Genomic DNA, 15635 nt, shown 5'->3' on the forward strand with positions numbered 1-15635 from the left:
GGACACCGGCCACGGGGCGACTGGGGCAGCCCGCCGTCACAACGGCGGCGGCTCCTGCGGCCCCCGGCCCACCGGCCCGCGGCCGGACAGCACCTCGCCGTACGCCTGCATCAGATCCGGCAGCCGCAGCGTGGCCAGATCGTCCCGGCTCGGCACGGCCGCGTAGCCGGAGAGCCGCAGATCGCGGTAGGCGCAGCTCTTCTCGTACAGGGTGCGCAGGAACCGCCCGTTGCCCAGCTCGTCGATCCAGCCCTGGTCGACGACATGGCCGTTGATGGAGCGCAGCTCCTCCAGGGACTCCTCATCCCACGTATCACCGTTCTCCGCGGCCAGCACCTCACCGATGGAGGTGAGCTCCAGCGGCCGGTAGCTCGGGAAGTCCACCCGGGTGGTGAAGCGTGAGGAGAGCCCCGGATTGGTGGCCAGCAGCCGGTCCATGCCTTCCGGATAGCCCGCGAGGATGACGACCAGATGGTCCCGGTTGTCCTCCGCGCGCTTGAGGAGGACCTGGAGGGCCTCGTCGCCGTACGCGTCACCCTTGCTGTAGCCGGTGTTGGAGAGGCTGTACGCCTCGTCGACGAAGAGCACCCCGCCGAGCGCCGAGTCGATCAGCTCATTGGCTTTGACGGCGGTCTGGCCGAGGAACTCGCCCACAAGATCCGCCCGCTGGGCCTCGACGAGATGGTCACCGCCGAGCAGACCGAGAGCGTAGAAGACCCGGCCGAGGATGCGGGCCACCGTGGTCTTACCGGTGCCGGACGGGCCCGAGAAGACGAAATGGCGTTTCGGCGGCTGCACGGGAAGCCCCTGGCCGGCCCGCAGCCGGGCCATGTTCAGCTGCGCGGACAACGCCTTGACCTGGCGTTTGACGGGCTCCAGGCCGACCATCCGCTCCAGCTCCGCCAGCGCCTCGGCAAGCAGCACCGGATCGCTGGGCCCAGCCGGAAAAGGGGCTGTCGGCTGGCCGGGCACCGCGGTCTTGCGCCGTGCCCCGTCGGACGGCGGCACCCCGATGCCCACGAGTCCCGGGGTCTCGCCGCCCGGCCGCAGCTCCCGGCCGTCCACCAGATCGGTGCCGGGCAGCGAATCCCCGTCCGGCTGCGCCTCCGCCACGGCGTCCGTGCCGAACCCGGCCAGCGACACGGCGGTGAGACCGGCGGCTTCGTCGGTGCCTTCGAGGCCGTCGTAGTCCGCGATCGCGGCGAGCCGCGCCGAGGTGTCCATGAATGCCGGGTCGATCCGGTGCACCGCCCGGTAGAGCGGCAGGGCGGCCGCGCTGCGGCCGGTGCCCTCGTGTGCGCGGGCCAGCCAGTAGCGCAGTTCCTTGCGCTGCGGCTGTTCGCTGCGGCAGCGCATCAGCGCGGCGGAGAGCAGCGGCTCGGCCTGCCCGTACATCTCCAGCCGTACTCGCGCCATCCCGCCGAACAGCCCCGCCTCGATACCGAGCATCGGATCGTCGATCAGCTGCTCGGTGTTGCGTACGAGCTGCTCCCAGTCCTTGACCAGATAGGAGCGGCAGGCGTGCAGGAAGCGCACCTGTGGGTCCGCGTCCACCGGCGGCAGGCCGGCCAGCGCACGGTCCAGCTCGGGGACATGGCGCCCGTCCAGCCAGTGCGAGGCGTGCGCGAGGAGCAGATCGCGCGAGCTCTCCAGCACCGGTTGAACCCACCAGCCCAGCCAGTACCAGGAGTTGAGCGTGCGCCGATGGCGGGTGCGCTGTTCGCCGAAGCGTTCGCGATGGCGGTACATGTGCAGCAGCGCCGTGGTGGTGTCGGCCCTCAGCGCATGGAGGCCGAGCCAGCCGTCCGCCATGCCGGGATCGATCCGTACCGCAGCCCTGAACTCCTCTTCGGCCTGCGGGTAGGCGCCCATGGTGTAGGCGTCCACGCCGCGCAGCCAGGCGAGGTCGGCCGGGGCCTGCGCGCCCTGCGTGCCGATGTCCATCTGGTCCCCCACAAACCGTGCCCCCAGGATGTCCCGCCGCACGACCTGCCCGCCGAGGCGCGCTGAATCACTGTGCCACGGACGGGAATTGACCGCACCGAGAGGCATCGTACCTGCGCAGGGAGTGTGCGACTAAGAGCGACGCAGGCGGAAGGGAGACCGTGACCGAGGGTGAGCGGAATCCGCCGAACCGGCGTGGGAAAGAGGGTGCGAGGGCAGAACGAAGCCCCCGATCACGGGGGAACAACCGGGGGCTTCGTGTCTGCGAGGGCTCCGAAAAGCCGCACATTGAGAACGTAAGACCTGTACCGCCCTCGGGTCAAGCAGAGTTGAGGTACTTCCAGGCCGATTTCTCACCACTTAATACGGCGACGCAATGTGATCACTTTCTGTGACTGAATGGTTCACTCCTGCTGCCGCGTCAGGTCCCTCCAGCCACTCGTACCCCATGGGCAACTGCCGTACCAGAGCGTCGGCGTGGGAGCGCGAGGGATCGGCCGAGAAATGTTCCGCCTCGGCCGCCGTCCACCCGTCCCAGAAGGCCGAGAGAGCCGGCCCGTCCCGGCGGCGGCCCCGCTCCCAGGACTCCGCGGCAGCGAGATCCATCCACAACAGCCGCGCCAGATGGGGCCGCAGCGCCCGGCGGCCCGCCCCGACCCCCTCGATCAGGACGACCGGTGCGGGCTCCAGGCTGCGCGGTGCCGCGAACGTCCGCGCGGTCCAGTCGTACGGCGCGTAGCGCGCGCACTCACCGCGCGACAGAGGCTCGATCACCTGCTCGCTCAGCCGGTCCACCCAGGTGAAGAAGGACTCGTGGGTGGCCAGGTCGTCCAGATGCAGTACGGGGGCGTCGTCGAGCAGGGCCGCGAGGCGGGACGCGAAGGTGCTCTTCCCCGATCCCGCATGGCCGTCGACGGCGATCAGCCGCACCGGTCCGCAGGACGGCGCCAGGGTGCGCAGCCGCGCGGCGAGGAGCGAGAGGTCGTTCATGCGCCCCAGCCTACGAGCCGATCCGAAGCAATCGCAGGTCACGCCAGTGGACCAGACCAATATTGGTTTATTGACGCACGCCGAATCGCTGGCCGAATCCGGCCACTACCCGCAATAGTTGGCCCACTGTCGTGCACTTGCAGCCCCATTCCGCTTCCGACCGGGGGTCTCGCCCATGAACAGACCGACCTCGCGCAGAACCATGCTGACCGCCGCGCTCGCGGTGGCGGCCGCCGCCGGCACGGTGTCGTCCGCCGGCTCCGCGACCGCCGCCGTTCCCGCCGCTCCGCTCCCCGCTCCCTCGGCGGCCGCTTCTCTCGTGGACAACCATTCCTGGCACACGTACACCGACTGGCGCAGTGGTTGCGGCGCCGGGACGCGCGCCGTCGCGGGGCGTCGGCCCGGTCTGGTGATCGGCCACGCAGTGGGGGTCACCGACTACACCGATCCGCACACCGGTCAGACCGCCGACTGGGAGTACGCGACCTGGACCTCGCCGGTCCACCGGTCCGCCGTCCCGGCGACCGAGGTGATCGCCTCCTGGAACGCCGATACCCCGGCGGGCACCTGGATCCAGATCGAGCTGCAGGGCCGCTACTCGGACGCCACCTCGACACCTTGGTACGTGATGGGCCGCTGGGCCGCGGGTGACGCGGACATCCGCAGGACGTCCGTCGACGACCAGACCGACGGCAAGAGCTCCATATGGACCGACACCTTCTCGGTGGACGACGCTGCGAGCGGGCTGCGGCTGGTCTCCTACCGGCTGCGGCTCACGCTCCACCGCCCCCCGGGCAGCCGCCTCACGCCCACCGTCCGACGGCTCGGCGCGATGGCTTCCGACGTCCCGGACCGCTTCACCGTGCTCGCCAGTACCCCTGGCCTCGCCCGGGAGCTGTCGGTGCCGCGCTACTCGCAGAATGTGCACGCGGGCCAGTACCCGGAGTACGACAACGGCGGCGAGGCCTGGTGCAGCCCCACCTCCTCGCAGATGATCATCGAGTACTGGGGGCGCAGGCCCACCGCCGAGGAACTCGCCTGGGTCAAGCCGGGTCTGGCCGACCCGCAGGTCTGCCATGCCGCGCGGTTCACGTACGACTACCAGTACGAGGGCTGCGGCAACTGGCCGTTCAACGCCGCGTACGCCGCGACGTACGACGACATGAGCGCGGCGGTGACCCGGCTCGGCTCGCTGACGGACGTGGAGAAGCTGATCCGGGCGGGTATCCCGGTCATAACGTCGCAGTCGTTCCTCAAGGAGGAGCTGACCGGCGCCGGGTACGGGACCTCCGGCCACCTGATGACCGTGATCGGGTTCACCGCGGACGGCGACGTGATCGCGAACGACCCGGCCTCGCCGAGCAACGAGGCCGTGCGGCGGGTCTACAAGCGCCAGGAGTGGGAGACGATCTGGCTCCGCACCAAGCGCTATGACGCGAACGGCAAGGTCAGAAGCGGTACGGGCGGTGTCTGCTACATCTACTGGCCCGCTGACCCGGCACCGAGGCAGCGCCGGGTTCTGAAGTCGCTCGGCCTGCTGTGAGCATGTGCGGCGCTGCGGCCGCCTGACGCCGGCGTTCCTGGCCGTCCTGGGTGACGTGGCCGTACTTGTCCACCGTGACCTTGATCGAGCGATGCCCGAGCCGGCGAGACACTTCGTGGATGGACATGCCGCTCGTCAAGGTCACGGTGGTCCATTTGTGTCGCAAGTCGTGCGGGTTGTATTCAGGCAGCGCGAGCCGCTTGATGGCCCTGTCCCACGACTCACGCAGGAGATCGGGGAACGGCAGGCCGCCACTCGCGTTGCGGACCCGAAGTCCATCGACGAAGGGCTGCGCATGCCTGCGAGGCCGGCGGAGCTGGAGAGTTCGGTTCAGAGGCCGACACGGGCCGATTCCCTGCGGGCAGCCTTGAGCTGCTCGTCCTTGAGCTCCAGCACTCGGCCGCCGCTGTCCCGCACGGCAACCACTCCGCGACAGCTGCTGACCGCGGAGACGATCGAGTACGCATCGGTGGGTTCCACGGCGACCTGTACCGCGGGAAGGCCCTGCCGCATCGCCTCAGCGGGAGGAACGGAAGCGGCGGGCTCGCAGGCGAAGACGCCAGCCCGCGCCCACGGAGGCGACAGTACGCAGCAACGTGGCCGAAGTTCTTGGCGCTGAATGACTTCTTCCCACGCGACGGGCAGTCAGGGTGGTTGCACGCCGGGCGGTCCGCTGCGGCGGAGGAACCGATCGCCAAGCCGGCTCTCCCCTGATCCGCCCGCAGAGCAGCAACCAGCGGTAGCACCACAGGTGTTGCACACGCCACGATCACCCGCACCGGAGCTGAGCTGCACAAAGTGGTCTCCTCTCGCCTCGCGCCACGCGGGTACCCCCAGAGAAGCCGGCAGTTCACCATCACCAACGCCAACCACCGCAGCCACACCGCACAGACCCGAGCACTCCACGCCTACCTGCGATGACGCAGCGGGAACGCCCGCCACCCCGACGTCCTCGCGGCCCGACGGCGCGAGCGTGCCCGCATCCGCAGCGAGAAGGGTGTTCGCTGGGGCGGCAGACCGCCCCTCGCGGCGTGATCAAGAACCCTGCAAGCCTTCTTGGCTAGAGGCGGCGTGTCGCAACAACCGCTGAACTGGATGGTGTTGTGAGTATTTCAGTGGCGTCCAGGGCTGGATGAGTGAGGTAGAACAGGCGGAGCTCATCCACTTCGCCGCCGAAACGAGGCGGCCAATGCGGCGAGGGGGTGAAGTCGTCCAGGATGAGCAGGCCACCAGGAGCAAGCTGCTCGACGACCCCCTGGGGGTCGTCACGCTTGCCCCCGCCGTCGCAGAAGAAGACGTCGAAGGGGGCATGCTGTTCAAGCAGCCGCCAGTCCCCGGTGAGAACGCTGACGCGCTTGTCGTCCGCGAAGACACCGGCGGCTCGACGGGCCAGCTCCTCGTCACGCTCTACGGTAACCAGGCGTGCACCGGAGCCAAGGCCACTGTGCAGCCAGGCGGTGCCCACTCCCGAGCCGGTGCCGCTCTCCGCAATGATTCCGTGGGGTTTCGCAGCAGCGGCCAGCCTGAGCAACCTGCCCACTTCAGGGATGCAACTCTTCTTGAATCCCGCTTCGGAGGCGACACGCTCTGCGGCCACCACGCGAGGCGGAACTGCACGTTCTGTCATGATCAAGCTCCCCTTCGTCGTGAACATGACGATATCCGCCAGTAGGGGTGTCCGCACGGAGCTTCGCCTGTCCGGACCCGGCGAGCCTTCCTGGTCAAAGCATTGGCGAGAGACGCGGTGGAGATCAACAGTTACGCGGTGTGGATGGACCACGGAGCTTGAGCCAGAATCCGAACCAGCAGACAATCGCTGCCGCTGGAAGCGGACGTAGCCACGTACCGTCGTCCACCGCCGTCACCAGCGCCCTCAGGATGCCTTGGCCGATGGTGGCTGCCCACGCTGTGCCTGCCGGATGCGCTGGACGAACATGCGGGTAACGGAGTCCGACAGGACCGCGGCCGGTCCCCTGCTGTGATCAGGGCGTGAGGTCCAGTACGCGGACCGGCTCGCCGCCCTGGTGTGCTCCATCGCCCTCATCAACGCCTTCAACCGCCTGAACGTCATCGTCCGGCAGCGCGCCGGCGACTACCAGCCCGGCCGGTTCGCATTACCAGGAGTGCCTGGCCGGGACCGCCGGAGCCACCGCGGCTGCAGCATCACACGGCCCGGGCGCCCCTCGCCGGGGCTCGGGGCGTTGCCTTCCTTCCGATACGCCGTCCAGGACGACCGAGTGGGCACACGCGTCGCTGACAGCAGGAACAGCGCAAAAGGCCGGCCGGTCGGCCCACAGCTTGAGGCGAGCGCGTGGGGGACGTGCCGGCGTTGTCAGTGGGAGCCGAGATGATTTCCTCGGATTCGGGCCCACGGGGAAGCCGGGGCCAGTTGCTGCTTCGGACAAGGGGGAGTGCGCTGTGAGGACACTCGTGAACGGCGAGGTGCATGTTCATTACGGACAGATCTACGTGGAGAGCGATCCCGAGACATGCGGTCTTGACCTCGACGAGGCGTTCGGGGGCCAGAAGGCCGGGTTGTGCGGTGCCGCTGTCGCGGGTGCGCTCTGGCTGACGACGGGCCTGCACACAGGCAGCGTCGGATTCACCGCCGAGCTGCACGAGGAACCGCCGACGCCGGACACCTCGTGGGAGGAGATCGTCGAAGTTCCCTTCAGACCACTCTCGACCAACAGCGTGCTGGTGGAATGGGCGGGGGAGGGTGCCTGGGACCTGGATCTCGAAGAGATCGACTATCGGGTCCGGTACTGCGCCAACGGCATGCAGGAAGGGCGGGACGCGGACACCCGGTTGGAGGAGGAGCCTCAGTTGGACCGTTACCTCCTCCAGTTCTGGCCGAGTCCGCCGCAGCCCGCCCGGGTGGTGAAGCAGACCGCCGAGATCGCCGCCTACTGGCACGAGCACGCCCGGACGCTACCTCCTCCCCCGGCACCGGAGGAGAAGGCTGAGCTGGAGCGCGTTGCCCGGCTCACGCACGAGCGAGAGGCCGAGCGGCAGCGCCTGGCCGCGGAAAAGGCGGAATGGGGTGGTCGGCTGCCGAGTGACACCCTTCGCCGTATCCAGGGCAACGTCTATGGTCTTGTGGAGTTCGACGCCGCACTGGTGCACGCGATCGATGCCGCAGGTGCTGCCTGTCAGCGTGCCGTCGCACGGCTGGCGGCCCATCGCGCGTACGCCGTGGCCGGTCTCGCGCACCTCAACTGGGTTGCCCCTGCACTCGCGGCCCTGGAGGGGGGAAAGCCACTTCCCCCACCCTTCGACGACCAGGAACGCGTATGGGAACTCCTTGAGAGCGACCCCCGGGCTCCGCAGGGGACGGTCGGACGAGCGATTCCCCCCGCGCGCCAGCCTGCCCCCTCACCTTCGACGGAAGAAGACGCACCACAGCGCAAGGGTGTCAACTCTGCACCGTCAGGAACAGCTGAGCCGCCGACGACGCTCCCTGAAGGAAGCTGTCCGACGTCAGCGCCTCAGGAGGGAGGCTCGCGCAGGCTGGGGCGGCTGATCGCCACGTGGCAGGTGGATGGTGGACCTCAGGTTTCGGCTCAGGTGGTCGTGACAGCGGGAAGCTCCCCGTTGCGGGAGCCCGTCAAGGTCTCCCAGCCGCACATGGCTGTCCCCGCTCTGTTCGGCGCCGCGGAGGCTGATCCGCTCCAGGCCGCTCTCGATGCCGTCTACGCCGCCATCGCTGCTTACGGCGAGGACTACCCAAGCCTCCTCGACGAGGTATGGACCACAGTCCACGAGCAGGGACGGGGCCGATGACCGAGAAGATCCTCGCCACGATCCCCTCGTCCCTGGCGCCTACGCAGCCGTAGTCAGCCGCCGCACGACCTCATGAGCCCCTGCGTTCGTTCGTGGACGGCCTGGGCGGCGCACCAGCGACCGACCGGCTGCGCCAAGCCCTCTTGCTCGTTCTCGCCGGGTGTCATGCGCTCGTGCCCTCGCGGGAGTACGGGGCAGCTTTCGCGTCACATGACACCGGTGATGGCGTGAGACTGCAATTGGTGCGGACGGCTGGGGTGAGGGATGGTGGATGACGGGGTGTTTTCCGAGACTCCGGAGCAGCCATGGACCGCTATCCCCCCATCGCCGAGCACGGTCTGGTGGGTGACCTGCAGACCGCGGCGCTCGTCTCGTCGCAGGGCGTCGTCGACTGGTTCGCCGCTCCAAGGTTCGACTCTCCCAGCATCTTCGCCGCTCTGCTCGACCACGACCGCGGCGGGTACTTTCGTCTGGCGCCCGAGGGGACCGACGCTGCCTGCAAACAGCTCTACTACCCCGACACGGCCGTCCTCATGACGCGGTTCATGTCGCCGGACGGCGTGGGCGAAGTGGTCGACTTCATGCCTCCGGACCAGACCCGTACCCCCACGGACCGCCACACCCTGATCCGCGGTGTACGCGCCGTGCGGGGCACCGTCGACTTCACGCTCGAGTGCCGGCCGCGCTTCGACTACGGCCGGGCCGGGCATCAGCTCGAACTCGACGGCGAAGGCGCCGTGTTCCGGGCTCCGGGGATCGATGGGCACTTGCGGACCACCTTCCCGCTGGAGCGGGACGGCCAGGACGTGCGCGGCAAGGTGACGCTGAGGGCCGGTGAGTCCCACGGTGCGGTCTTCACCGTCTGCGCGTCCGGCGCCGAGGTGCCTGCCTTCCCCACCGTCGACGGACTGACAGAACAGTTCCAGGAGGTCGTCCGCTTCTGGCAGCAGTGGCTGCGCCAGTCCCGCTACCGGGGCCGTTGGCCCGAGCTTGTGCACCGCTCGGTCATCACTCTCAAGCTCCTTACCTACGCCCCCACCGGCGCCTTGATCGCAGCGGCCACGACGGGTCTGCCCGAACAGGTCGGCGGAGAGCGCAATTGGGACTATCGGTTCACCTGGGTGCGTGACGGGGCGCTGTCCGTGCGGGCCATGCTGGACCTCGGCTTCGTCGAGGAAGCCACAGCCTTTGTGCACTGGCTCGTGGACAGGTTGCGCGAGCGCGAGGGCGAGGACGGAGAGCCGTTGCAGACCATGTACCGGATCGACGGCAACCCCGAACTGCCGGAAGAGACACTCGATCAATTCGAGGGCTACCGCGGTTCCTTCCCTGTCCGCATCGGAAACGGCGCTGCCGACCAGATTCAGCTCGATATCTACGGCGAGGCGGTATACGCGCTGGCGCAAGGGGGCGCCATCGCGCAGCGGGCCACCTACCAGGGGTGGAGGGCACTGGCCAGAACATTGGACTGGTTCGCCGAGAACTGGAACAGACCGGACGAGGGCATCTGGGAGACCCGCGGCGGCCGAAAGGACTTCACCTACAGCCGGGTGATGTCCTGGGTCGCCTTCGACCACGGGCTTCGCCTGGCCGAGTCCTTCCGCAGGCCCGCTGATCTGGAGGGATGGCGCAGGGCGAGGGACGCCATCTTCGAGCAGGTCATGCAACGCGGCTGGAGCGAGACGGAGCGCGCATTCATCCAGCACTACGACGGCGACGTCCTGGACGCCTCGCTGCTGCTCATGCCGAGGGTGGGGTTCATCGCCCCCAGGGACCCCTCCTGGCTGTCCACACTCGACGCGATGGACCGCAGGCTCGTTTCCGACAGCCTTGTCTACCGCTACGACCCGGCGGCATCTCCGGACGGGCTACGCGGCTCGGAAGGCACCTTCAGTCTGTGCACCTTCCTCTACGTGGACGCGCTCGCCCGGGCGGGCCGGCTGCCCCAGGCCCGCTACGCCTTCGAGAAGATGCAGACCTACGCCAACCACGTCGGACTCTTCTCCGAGGAAGTCGGTCCGAGCGGGGAGCAACTGGGAAACTTCCCACAGGCGTTCACCCACCTGTCGCTGATCATGGCCGCAGTCACCCTCGATGAGGCGCTCGACCATGAGCAGGGGCGCTGACCGCATGCCGCGGCTGACCGCCGACGCCTTCGCCGAACTCCGCGAACGCGTCCGCCGCATGGTTGGCGTTCCCGCGTCTGCCTACCGCAGCGCCCTTGACGACGTCCGGCGCTGTCAGCCCCAGCCGAGAACAGGTCCGACACACGACGTCGATGGCGGTGGCACCGTACAGGGGGGCAGCCGTTTTTCGATCGTCTCAGATGCCCGGTGGATTCACCGGGGTCTGTGTGTCGTCCAGGACCCTTGTGCCGGGGGCGCTCGGCAAAGAGCCCAGCGCACTGGTGGATCGGTGTGGGAAGAGCTGTGGGCGCGGCGGCCGAAGGGGGCACCGCGACCGGTGACTGCCCCGCGGAGCGACGGCGATCAGCCCGGTGCTCTCGCCGAGGATCACCACCCGGCGGGCCGTGACATGGTCTTGCACCGGCAGTCAGCCGCCGGTGGCGAAGCCGGGGAAGAGCGTCATTCCCCCGTCGACGTAGAGCGTGGTGCCGACGACGTAGTCGAGCAGGTCGGACGCGAGGACGACGACGGCGTCGGCGATGTCCGCCGGGTCGCCCACGCGGCGGTACGGGATCAGCCGCAGGAGATCGGCCTCGGCCTCGGGGCTTGACCAGGCGTCGCGGTTGATCGGCGTGCGGATCGCGCCGGGTGCGACCGCGTTGACTCTGATCCGCTGGGGGGCGAGCTCCTGGGCGAGGGTTTGCATCAACATGGCCACACCGCCCTTGGAAGAGGCGTAGTTCACATGTCCCGACCACGGGATGATCTGGTGGACCGAGCTCATGCAGATGATTTTCCCGGCTGAGCGGGACACCTCTGCCACCACGCCGCGCCGGACGAACTCCCTGGCGGCCTCCCGGGCGCACAGGAACTGGCCGGTCAGGTTGACGTCGATGACCTTCTGCCACTGGGCGAGCGTCATCTCCGTAGCGGCCGCGTCCCGCTGGAGCCCGGCGTTGGCCACCATGATGTCGATGGTGCCGAACGCCTCGATCATCCGGGCGACCATGGCGACCACCTGCGCCTCGTCGGACACGTCGGCCTCGTGGGCGTAGGCACGGACTCCGAAGTCTTTGATCTGCGCCACGACCTTTTCGGCCTCGTCCGCGCCGGCGACGTAGTTCACGACAACGTCCGCTCCGGCCCGGCCCAGGGCGATGGCGGTCGCCAGGCCGATACCCGAGTTGGCGCCGGTCACCAGCGCCTTCTGGCCCCTGAGAAGTTGCGCGGACACGGCCCCGCGGATTTCGTCGGCGCTACCTGCCACGATCTCTCCTCAGGCGGTTTCGAGGGGGTGCGCCCGCCCACGCGACAAACGTCCGCGGGAACAGGTGACGCACATGCGGGAGGGGGCCTCGGCCTGCCCACCGGGACGGGCGCACAGAAACGGATGCAGCCCTGCGCACCAGACGAAAGCACTCTGCGCCGCGGGCCGGCGGATCGCCGCGCCATACAGCCATGTTTCAGACGGGCACGTCACACGGTCGGGTTACGGGCTGGTTCGGCCCTTACCGGCTGTTCCTGCGGTCGAGACCGGTCAGTCACGTCCGACGCAGGGCGACCGGACGTTCTCCAGCCACCATCGGGTATCAGAGGCAGCCTGCGACTGAGGGCCCGCGACTTCAGGGCGTTCCTCCCTCACAGGCGATGGCCATCCACGCGGCCATCGCCTGATGCCCGCCCCCTTTCCGGCATGCGAGCGATATTTGCGGGGGATACGCTGACGAGAACAGTCAGGTTCTCCAGGCGGTGTCGCAGACACCGGTCGCCAGGTTCGAGACGACCAGTCCTACCTGCGGAGACCTTTGATGAGCACCGCTGTCACCTTCGCATTCGAAGGGGCGAGGCAACAGCCGATTCTCTCTCTCGGAGACCCACCCTCGCGTTCTGCGGGCCGACGCGGCGCTACCTCAGGGACCGCAGCTCTGCAGCCCCTGAAACGGAGGGTCGGCATGAGGGTTGTCGTAGATCTTTCCCGATGCCAGGGTTACGCGCAGTGCGCATTCCTTGCCCCAGATGTGTTCCGGATGCACGGCGAGGAAGCGCTGATGTATCACCCGAACCCCGACGACGCCCAGCGCGAACAGGTGGAACGCGCTGCGGCAGCCTGCCCGCTCCAGGCCATTCTCGTCGACCAGCTCAAAGAACGGGACGCGCCAGTGGAGGCGTCGCCGTCATGAGCAGCGCTCACACCCTCCAGGGGTTCAAGCGCGACGGCCGCATCGCGATCGTCGGAGCCTCACTGGCAGGACTGCGAGCAGCGGAGGCTCTGCGCGGTGAGGGATTCACGGGGGCATTGACCATGATCGGAGACGAGCTGGGAGAGCCCTATGACCGGCCGCCTCTGTCCAAGCAGGTACTGACCGGGTGGGTGCCGACCGACGGCACCACGTTGCCGCGGCGTCTCGACATCGACGCGCAGTGGCTTTTGGGCGTGCCCGCCAGCGGCCTCGACCTGGCGACCAATCATGTGCACCTCGCCGACGGCAACGAGGTTGCCTTCGACCGAGTGCTGATCTCCACAGGAGTACGCGCCCGGCCCTGGCCCGTCGAGGCAGAAGCCTCCCTGCACGGCGTCTTCGTCGTCCGCACGCGCGGGGACGCCGATGGTCTGCAGCGAGCACTCGCCGCCGGCCCTTCCCGCGTACTGATCATCGGCGCGGGCTTCACGGGCTCCGAGATCGCCTCCATCTGCCGCGAGCGTGATATTCCGGTCACCGTCGCCGAACTCGGACCCGCCCCGCTCGTCGGGGCACTCGGCGCCGTGATCGGTGGCGTTGCCGCTGACATGCAGCGTGCGCATGGCGTCGACCTGCGCTGCGGGGTCAAGGTCACCCGGCTGGAAGGTGACGCGCAGGGGCGGTTGTGCCGCGCTCACTTCTCCGACGGCAGCACCGTCGACGCCGACGTGGCCGTGGTGGCGCTCGGCGGCATCCGCAACACCGATTGGCTGCAGGACTCGGGACTGGCGGCAGGCGTATGGGGAATCGCCTGCGACTCGGGCTGCCGCGCCTTCGACCTCAACGGCCTGGTCACCGATGACGTCTTCGTTGCCGGAGACGTGGCACGCTGCCCGCACCCGGTCTACGAGTACCGCTTCATCTCACTGGAACACTGGGCCAACGCCGTGGAACAGGCCGACATCGCGGCACACAACATGGTCAACGCTCAGGCGGACCGCTGGCCGCACCTGGCCATCCCGGCATTCTGGTCCATCCAGTTCGGTGTCAACATCAAGTCCGTCGGTGTGCCGACCTTCGCCGACGAGGTCGTTGTCGCTCAGGGTTCAGTTCCCGACCGCCGCTTCGTCGCCGCATACGGCTACCAAGGCCGCGTCACCGCAGCCGTCAGCTTCAACAACGCGAAGTGGCTGGACCACTACCGAAAGCTGATCGAGACGGCCGCGCCCTTCCCACCACCCTGCCCCACACCCGACCGACCTGTCGACGCGAAGCCGGTGCCCGTCGACTTCCCCGGCCCCGTCCTGCTCAGCCAGGGCGCCACGGTGGTGGTCACCGGCCATGACCCGAGCGAGCGACGCGTCACGGCTGTGCGGACCCACCGGTAGGAGGGAAAAGCGACATGACCGAGACCAGCACCCTGCACCGAATCCTCGACTACTCCGCCCGCGCCGACCCATACCCGCTGTACGCCGAGCTGCGCAAAACCCCGGTGGCCCTGCAGGAGGACGGCAGCTACGTCATCAGCACCTACCGCGAGATCACCGACATACTGCACAACCCGCACCTCAGCTCGGACGCCCGCAACCTGTCGCGGCCGACGCCGGCAGCCGAAAAGCGCGACACGCCTTCGTTCATCACCATCGACCCGCCCGAGCACGACCGCCTACGGCGCCTGGCGATGCGCCACTTCGGCCCCCCGTGCACCCCGGGGCTGGTGACCGGCATGCAACCCAACCTGACCGAGATCGTCAGCAGCCTGATCGACGACTTCGCGAACACACAGCTGATCGACATCGTGGACGACTTCGCCTACCCGTTCCCCGTCACCGTGATCTGCCAACTGCTCGGCGTGCCGCGCGAGGACGAACCACGGTTCCATCAGTGGGTCAACGCCGTCATCGACTCGCTCGACTACAACCCGAAGACCGACCCGCCGGAGAAAATGAACCATGGCATGCAGGCCACCAAGGACATGCACCAGTATCTCGGTGGGCTGCTGGAGCCACGCCACGGCCGGCCCGGCGACGACCTGTTGTCACGGCTGGCGAACGACGACGGGAACGGGCCCGATGGGCGGATGACCGACAAGGAAATCATCAGCACCGCCCACCTGCTGCTCATCGCCGGCCATGAGACCACCGTCAATCTCATCACCAACGGCATGCTGACGCTTCTACGTCACCCGCACGTACTCCAACGGCTGCGCGACGAACCGGACCTGATCGTGCGACTGGTCGAGGAGCTGCTGCGCTACGAGCCCCCCGTCCACATCATCCCCTGGCGGGCGGCGTACAGCGACATCACCATCGCCGACACCGTCATCCCCAAGGGCTCCCAGATCATGCTCATGCTCGCCTCCGGCAGTCGCGACCCGGACCGCTTCGACGATCCCGACCGCTTCGACCCCGATCGGCAGGACAACCAGCACCTCGGGTTCGGCAGCGGCATCCACCTGTGTTTCGGCGGCCCGCTGGCCCGGCTGGAAACCCAGATCGCACTCAGCGAACTGGTGCGCCGACTCGACCGGCCCAGGCTGGTGACCGACCCGCCGCCGTACCGGCCCAGCCCGGTCCTGCGAGGTCCGATTCATCTGCGCATCGAGCGGAGCTGATGTGGCTGTGGCCGACGCCCTCACCGCGTGGGGGCGCAGGCCGGACGGCGACGAGAGATAGAGGTGCACGGCCACCAGGTCGACGCGTGCCGCCTCTTCCGCCGGGCCGCGCAGGCCGGGCAGCCGTATGAGCGTCTGGTTCACCGGTCCGCTGTGTTCCTCCCAGACGGCCGCGGTGCCGTCCTCCGTGAGCCGGAGGAGCGGAGCGGGTGCGGATCCGTCAGGCCGGAGCGAGTCGCGGCAGCTTCGGCCGGAGTGGGAACGCCGCATGAACCACGGCCTGTTGGGCCGTCCCGGACCATCCCAAGACGGACGGAGCGGGGGGGGGGGGCGGGGCGGGGCCCCCCCCCCCCCCCGGGGGGGGGGGGGGGGTGTTATGCCTGTTGAACTACCCCCCGGGGGGGTTGGGCGCGGGGACCCAACAAAAATTGGGGCCCCCCCCCCCCGGGGTTGTT

12 protein-coding genes and 2 pseudogenes are annotated in these 15635 nt (G+C 68.6%); 8 read left to right on the forward strand and 6 right to left on the reverse strand.

All coding sequences use genetic code 11. The annotated features are described in order from the left end of the window. Positions 1 to 36: 36 nt before the first annotated feature. Both ACIPEK_RS40820 and ACIPEK_RS40825 read right to left on the reverse strand, forming a co-directional pair. Positions 37 to 1944, reverse strand: a complete 1908-nt coding sequence (locus ACIPEK_RS40820; protein ID WP_402007217.1) for an AAA family ATPase — start codon at positions 1942 to 1944, stop codon at positions 37 to 39. A gap of 360 nt (positions 1945 to 2304) precedes the next feature. Next, a complete protein-coding gene (locus ACIPEK_RS40825) occupies positions 2305 to 2934 on the reverse strand; it encodes a uridine kinase (protein WP_402007218.1) in 630 nt (209 codons plus the stop codon). A 175-nt stretch (positions 2935 to 3109) separates the two neighbouring features. Here ACIPEK_RS40825 and ACIPEK_RS40830 point away from each other — a divergent pair, with 175 nt between their 5' ends. After that, a complete protein-coding gene (locus tag ACIPEK_RS40830; RefSeq protein ID WP_402007220.1) occupies positions 3110 to 4477 on the forward strand; it encodes a peptidase C39 family protein in 1368 nt (455 codons plus the stop codon). On the opposite strand, the gene ACIPEK_RS40835 is transcribed toward ACIPEK_RS40830, so the two are convergent. Both ACIPEK_RS40835 and ACIPEK_RS40840 read right to left on the reverse strand, forming a co-directional pair. Beyond that, a complete protein-coding gene (locus ACIPEK_RS40835; RefSeq protein ID WP_402007234.1) occupies positions 4383 to 4829 on the reverse strand; it encodes a tyrosine-type recombinase/integrase in 447 nt (148 codons plus the stop codon). The two genes, ACIPEK_RS40830 and ACIPEK_RS40835, sit on opposite strands and share 95 nt — an antisense overlap. Continuing rightward, positions 4808 to 4990, reverse strand: a complete 183-nt coding sequence (locus tag ACIPEK_RS40840) for a hypothetical protein (protein WP_402007222.1) — start codon at positions 4988 to 4990, stop codon at positions 4808 to 4810. The genes ACIPEK_RS40835 and ACIPEK_RS40840 overlap by 22 nt, the downstream gene beginning before the upstream one ends. A 330-nt stretch (positions 4991 to 5320) precedes the next feature. On the opposite strand from ACIPEK_RS40840, the pseudogene ACIPEK_RS40845 reads away from it, so the two are divergent. Next, positions 5321 to 5512 (forward strand): annotated as a pseudogene (locus ACIPEK_RS40845) (IS630 family transposase); the annotation flags it as partial. Positions 5513 to 5537: 25 nt separating this feature from the next. On the opposite strand, the gene ACIPEK_RS40850 reads toward ACIPEK_RS40845, so the two are convergent. Then, complete coding sequence (locus tag ACIPEK_RS40850) at positions 5538 to 6110, reverse strand: O-methyltransferase (protein WP_402007236.1); 573 nt, start codon at positions 6108 to 6110, stop codon at positions 5538 to 5540. 373 nt (positions 6111 to 6483) lie between these two features. Between ACIPEK_RS40850 and ACIPEK_RS40855 the strand changes: the two are divergent. The 3 genes and pseudogenes from ACIPEK_RS40855 to ACIPEK_RS40865 all read left to right on the forward strand — a co-directional run. Further along, positions 6484 to 6588: pseudogene (locus tag ACIPEK_RS40855) on the forward strand (carboxymuconolactone decarboxylase family protein); the annotation flags it as partial. Positions 6589 to 6895: 307 nt separating this feature from the next. Then, entirely contained in the window at positions 6896 to 8260 is a 1365-nt protein-coding gene (locus tag ACIPEK_RS40860; protein ID WP_402007224.1) for a hypothetical protein, read from the forward strand. A 305-nt stretch (positions 8261 to 8565) separates the two neighbouring features. Continuing rightward, entirely contained in the window at positions 8566 to 10386 is a 1821-nt protein-coding gene (locus tag ACIPEK_RS40865; RefSeq protein ID WP_402007226.1) for a glycoside hydrolase family 15 protein, read from the forward strand. A 427-nt stretch (positions 10387 to 10813) separates the two neighbouring features. Here the strand turns inward: ACIPEK_RS40865 and ACIPEK_RS40870 are convergent, their stop codons facing one another. Beyond that, on the reverse strand, positions 10814 to 11653 hold the full coding sequence (locus ACIPEK_RS40870) for an SDR family oxidoreductase (protein ID WP_402007228.1): 840 nt from the start codon (positions 11651 to 11653) through the stop codon (positions 10814 to 10816). Positions 11654 to 12338: 685 nt separating this feature from the next. On the opposite strand from ACIPEK_RS40870, the gene ACIPEK_RS40875 reads away from it, so the two are divergent. Genes ACIPEK_RS40875 through ACIPEK_RS40885 form a run of 3 tightly spaced genes read left to right on the forward strand, consistent with a single transcriptional unit; the run spans position 12339 to position 15180 of the window. Further along, a complete protein-coding gene (locus ACIPEK_RS40875) occupies positions 12339 to 12566 on the forward strand; it encodes a ferredoxin (protein ID WP_383079160.1) in 228 nt (75 codons plus the stop codon). Further along, entirely contained in the window at positions 12563 to 13954 is a 1392-nt protein-coding gene (locus ACIPEK_RS40880; protein WP_402007230.1) for an NAD(P)/FAD-dependent oxidoreductase, read from the forward strand. Before ACIPEK_RS40875 ends, ACIPEK_RS40880 begins: the two co-directional genes overlap by 4 nt. A gap of 14 nt (positions 13955 to 13968) precedes the next feature. Then, the gene (locus tag ACIPEK_RS40885; protein WP_402007232.1) at positions 13969 to 15180 is read left to right on the forward strand and encodes a cytochrome P450; all 1212 of its coding nucleotides are present in this window, start codon (positions 13969 to 13971) and stop codon (positions 15178 to 15180) included. Positions 15181 to 15635 lie beyond the last annotated feature (455 nt).

The sequence above is a fragment of the Streptomyces sp. NPDC088246 genome, from assembly GCF_044741025.1.
Taxonomy (GTDB): Bacteria; Actinomycetota; Actinomycetes; order Streptomycetales; family Streptomycetaceae; genus Streptomyces.

Excerpts from the sequence above, each read along its gene's own strand:
- ACIPEK_RS40820 (WP_402007217.1), bottom strand. The coding sequence starts at position 1,944 with ATGGACATCGGCACGCAGGGCGCGCAGGCCCCGGCCGACCTCGCCTGG.
- ACIPEK_RS40880 (WP_402007230.1), top strand. The coding sequence starts at position 12,563 with ATGAGCAGCGCTCACACCCTCCAGGGGTTCAAGCGCGACGGCCGCATC.
- ACIPEK_RS40865 (WP_402007226.1), top strand. The coding sequence starts at position 8,566 with ATGGACCGCTATCCCCCCATCGCCGAGCACGGTCTGGTGGGTGACCTG.
- ACIPEK_RS40875 (WP_383079160.1), top strand. The coding sequence starts at position 12,339 with ATGAGGGTTGTCGTAGATCTTTCCCGATGCCAGGGTTACGCGCAGTGC.
- ACIPEK_RS40885 (WP_402007232.1), top strand. The coding sequence starts at position 13,969 with ATGACCGAGACCAGCACCCTGCACCGAATCCTCGACTACTCCGCCCGC.
- ACIPEK_RS40825 (WP_402007218.1), bottom strand. The coding sequence starts at position 2,934 with ATGAACGACCTCTCGCTCCTCGCCGCGCGGCTGCGCACCCTGGCGCCG.
- ACIPEK_RS40840 (WP_402007222.1), bottom strand. The coding sequence starts at position 4,990 with ATGCGGCAGGGCCTTCCCGCGGTACAGGTCGCCGTGGAACCCACCGAT.
- ACIPEK_RS40830 (WP_402007220.1), top strand. The coding sequence starts at position 3,110 with ATGAACAGACCGACCTCGCGCAGAACCATGCTGACCGCCGCGCTCGCG.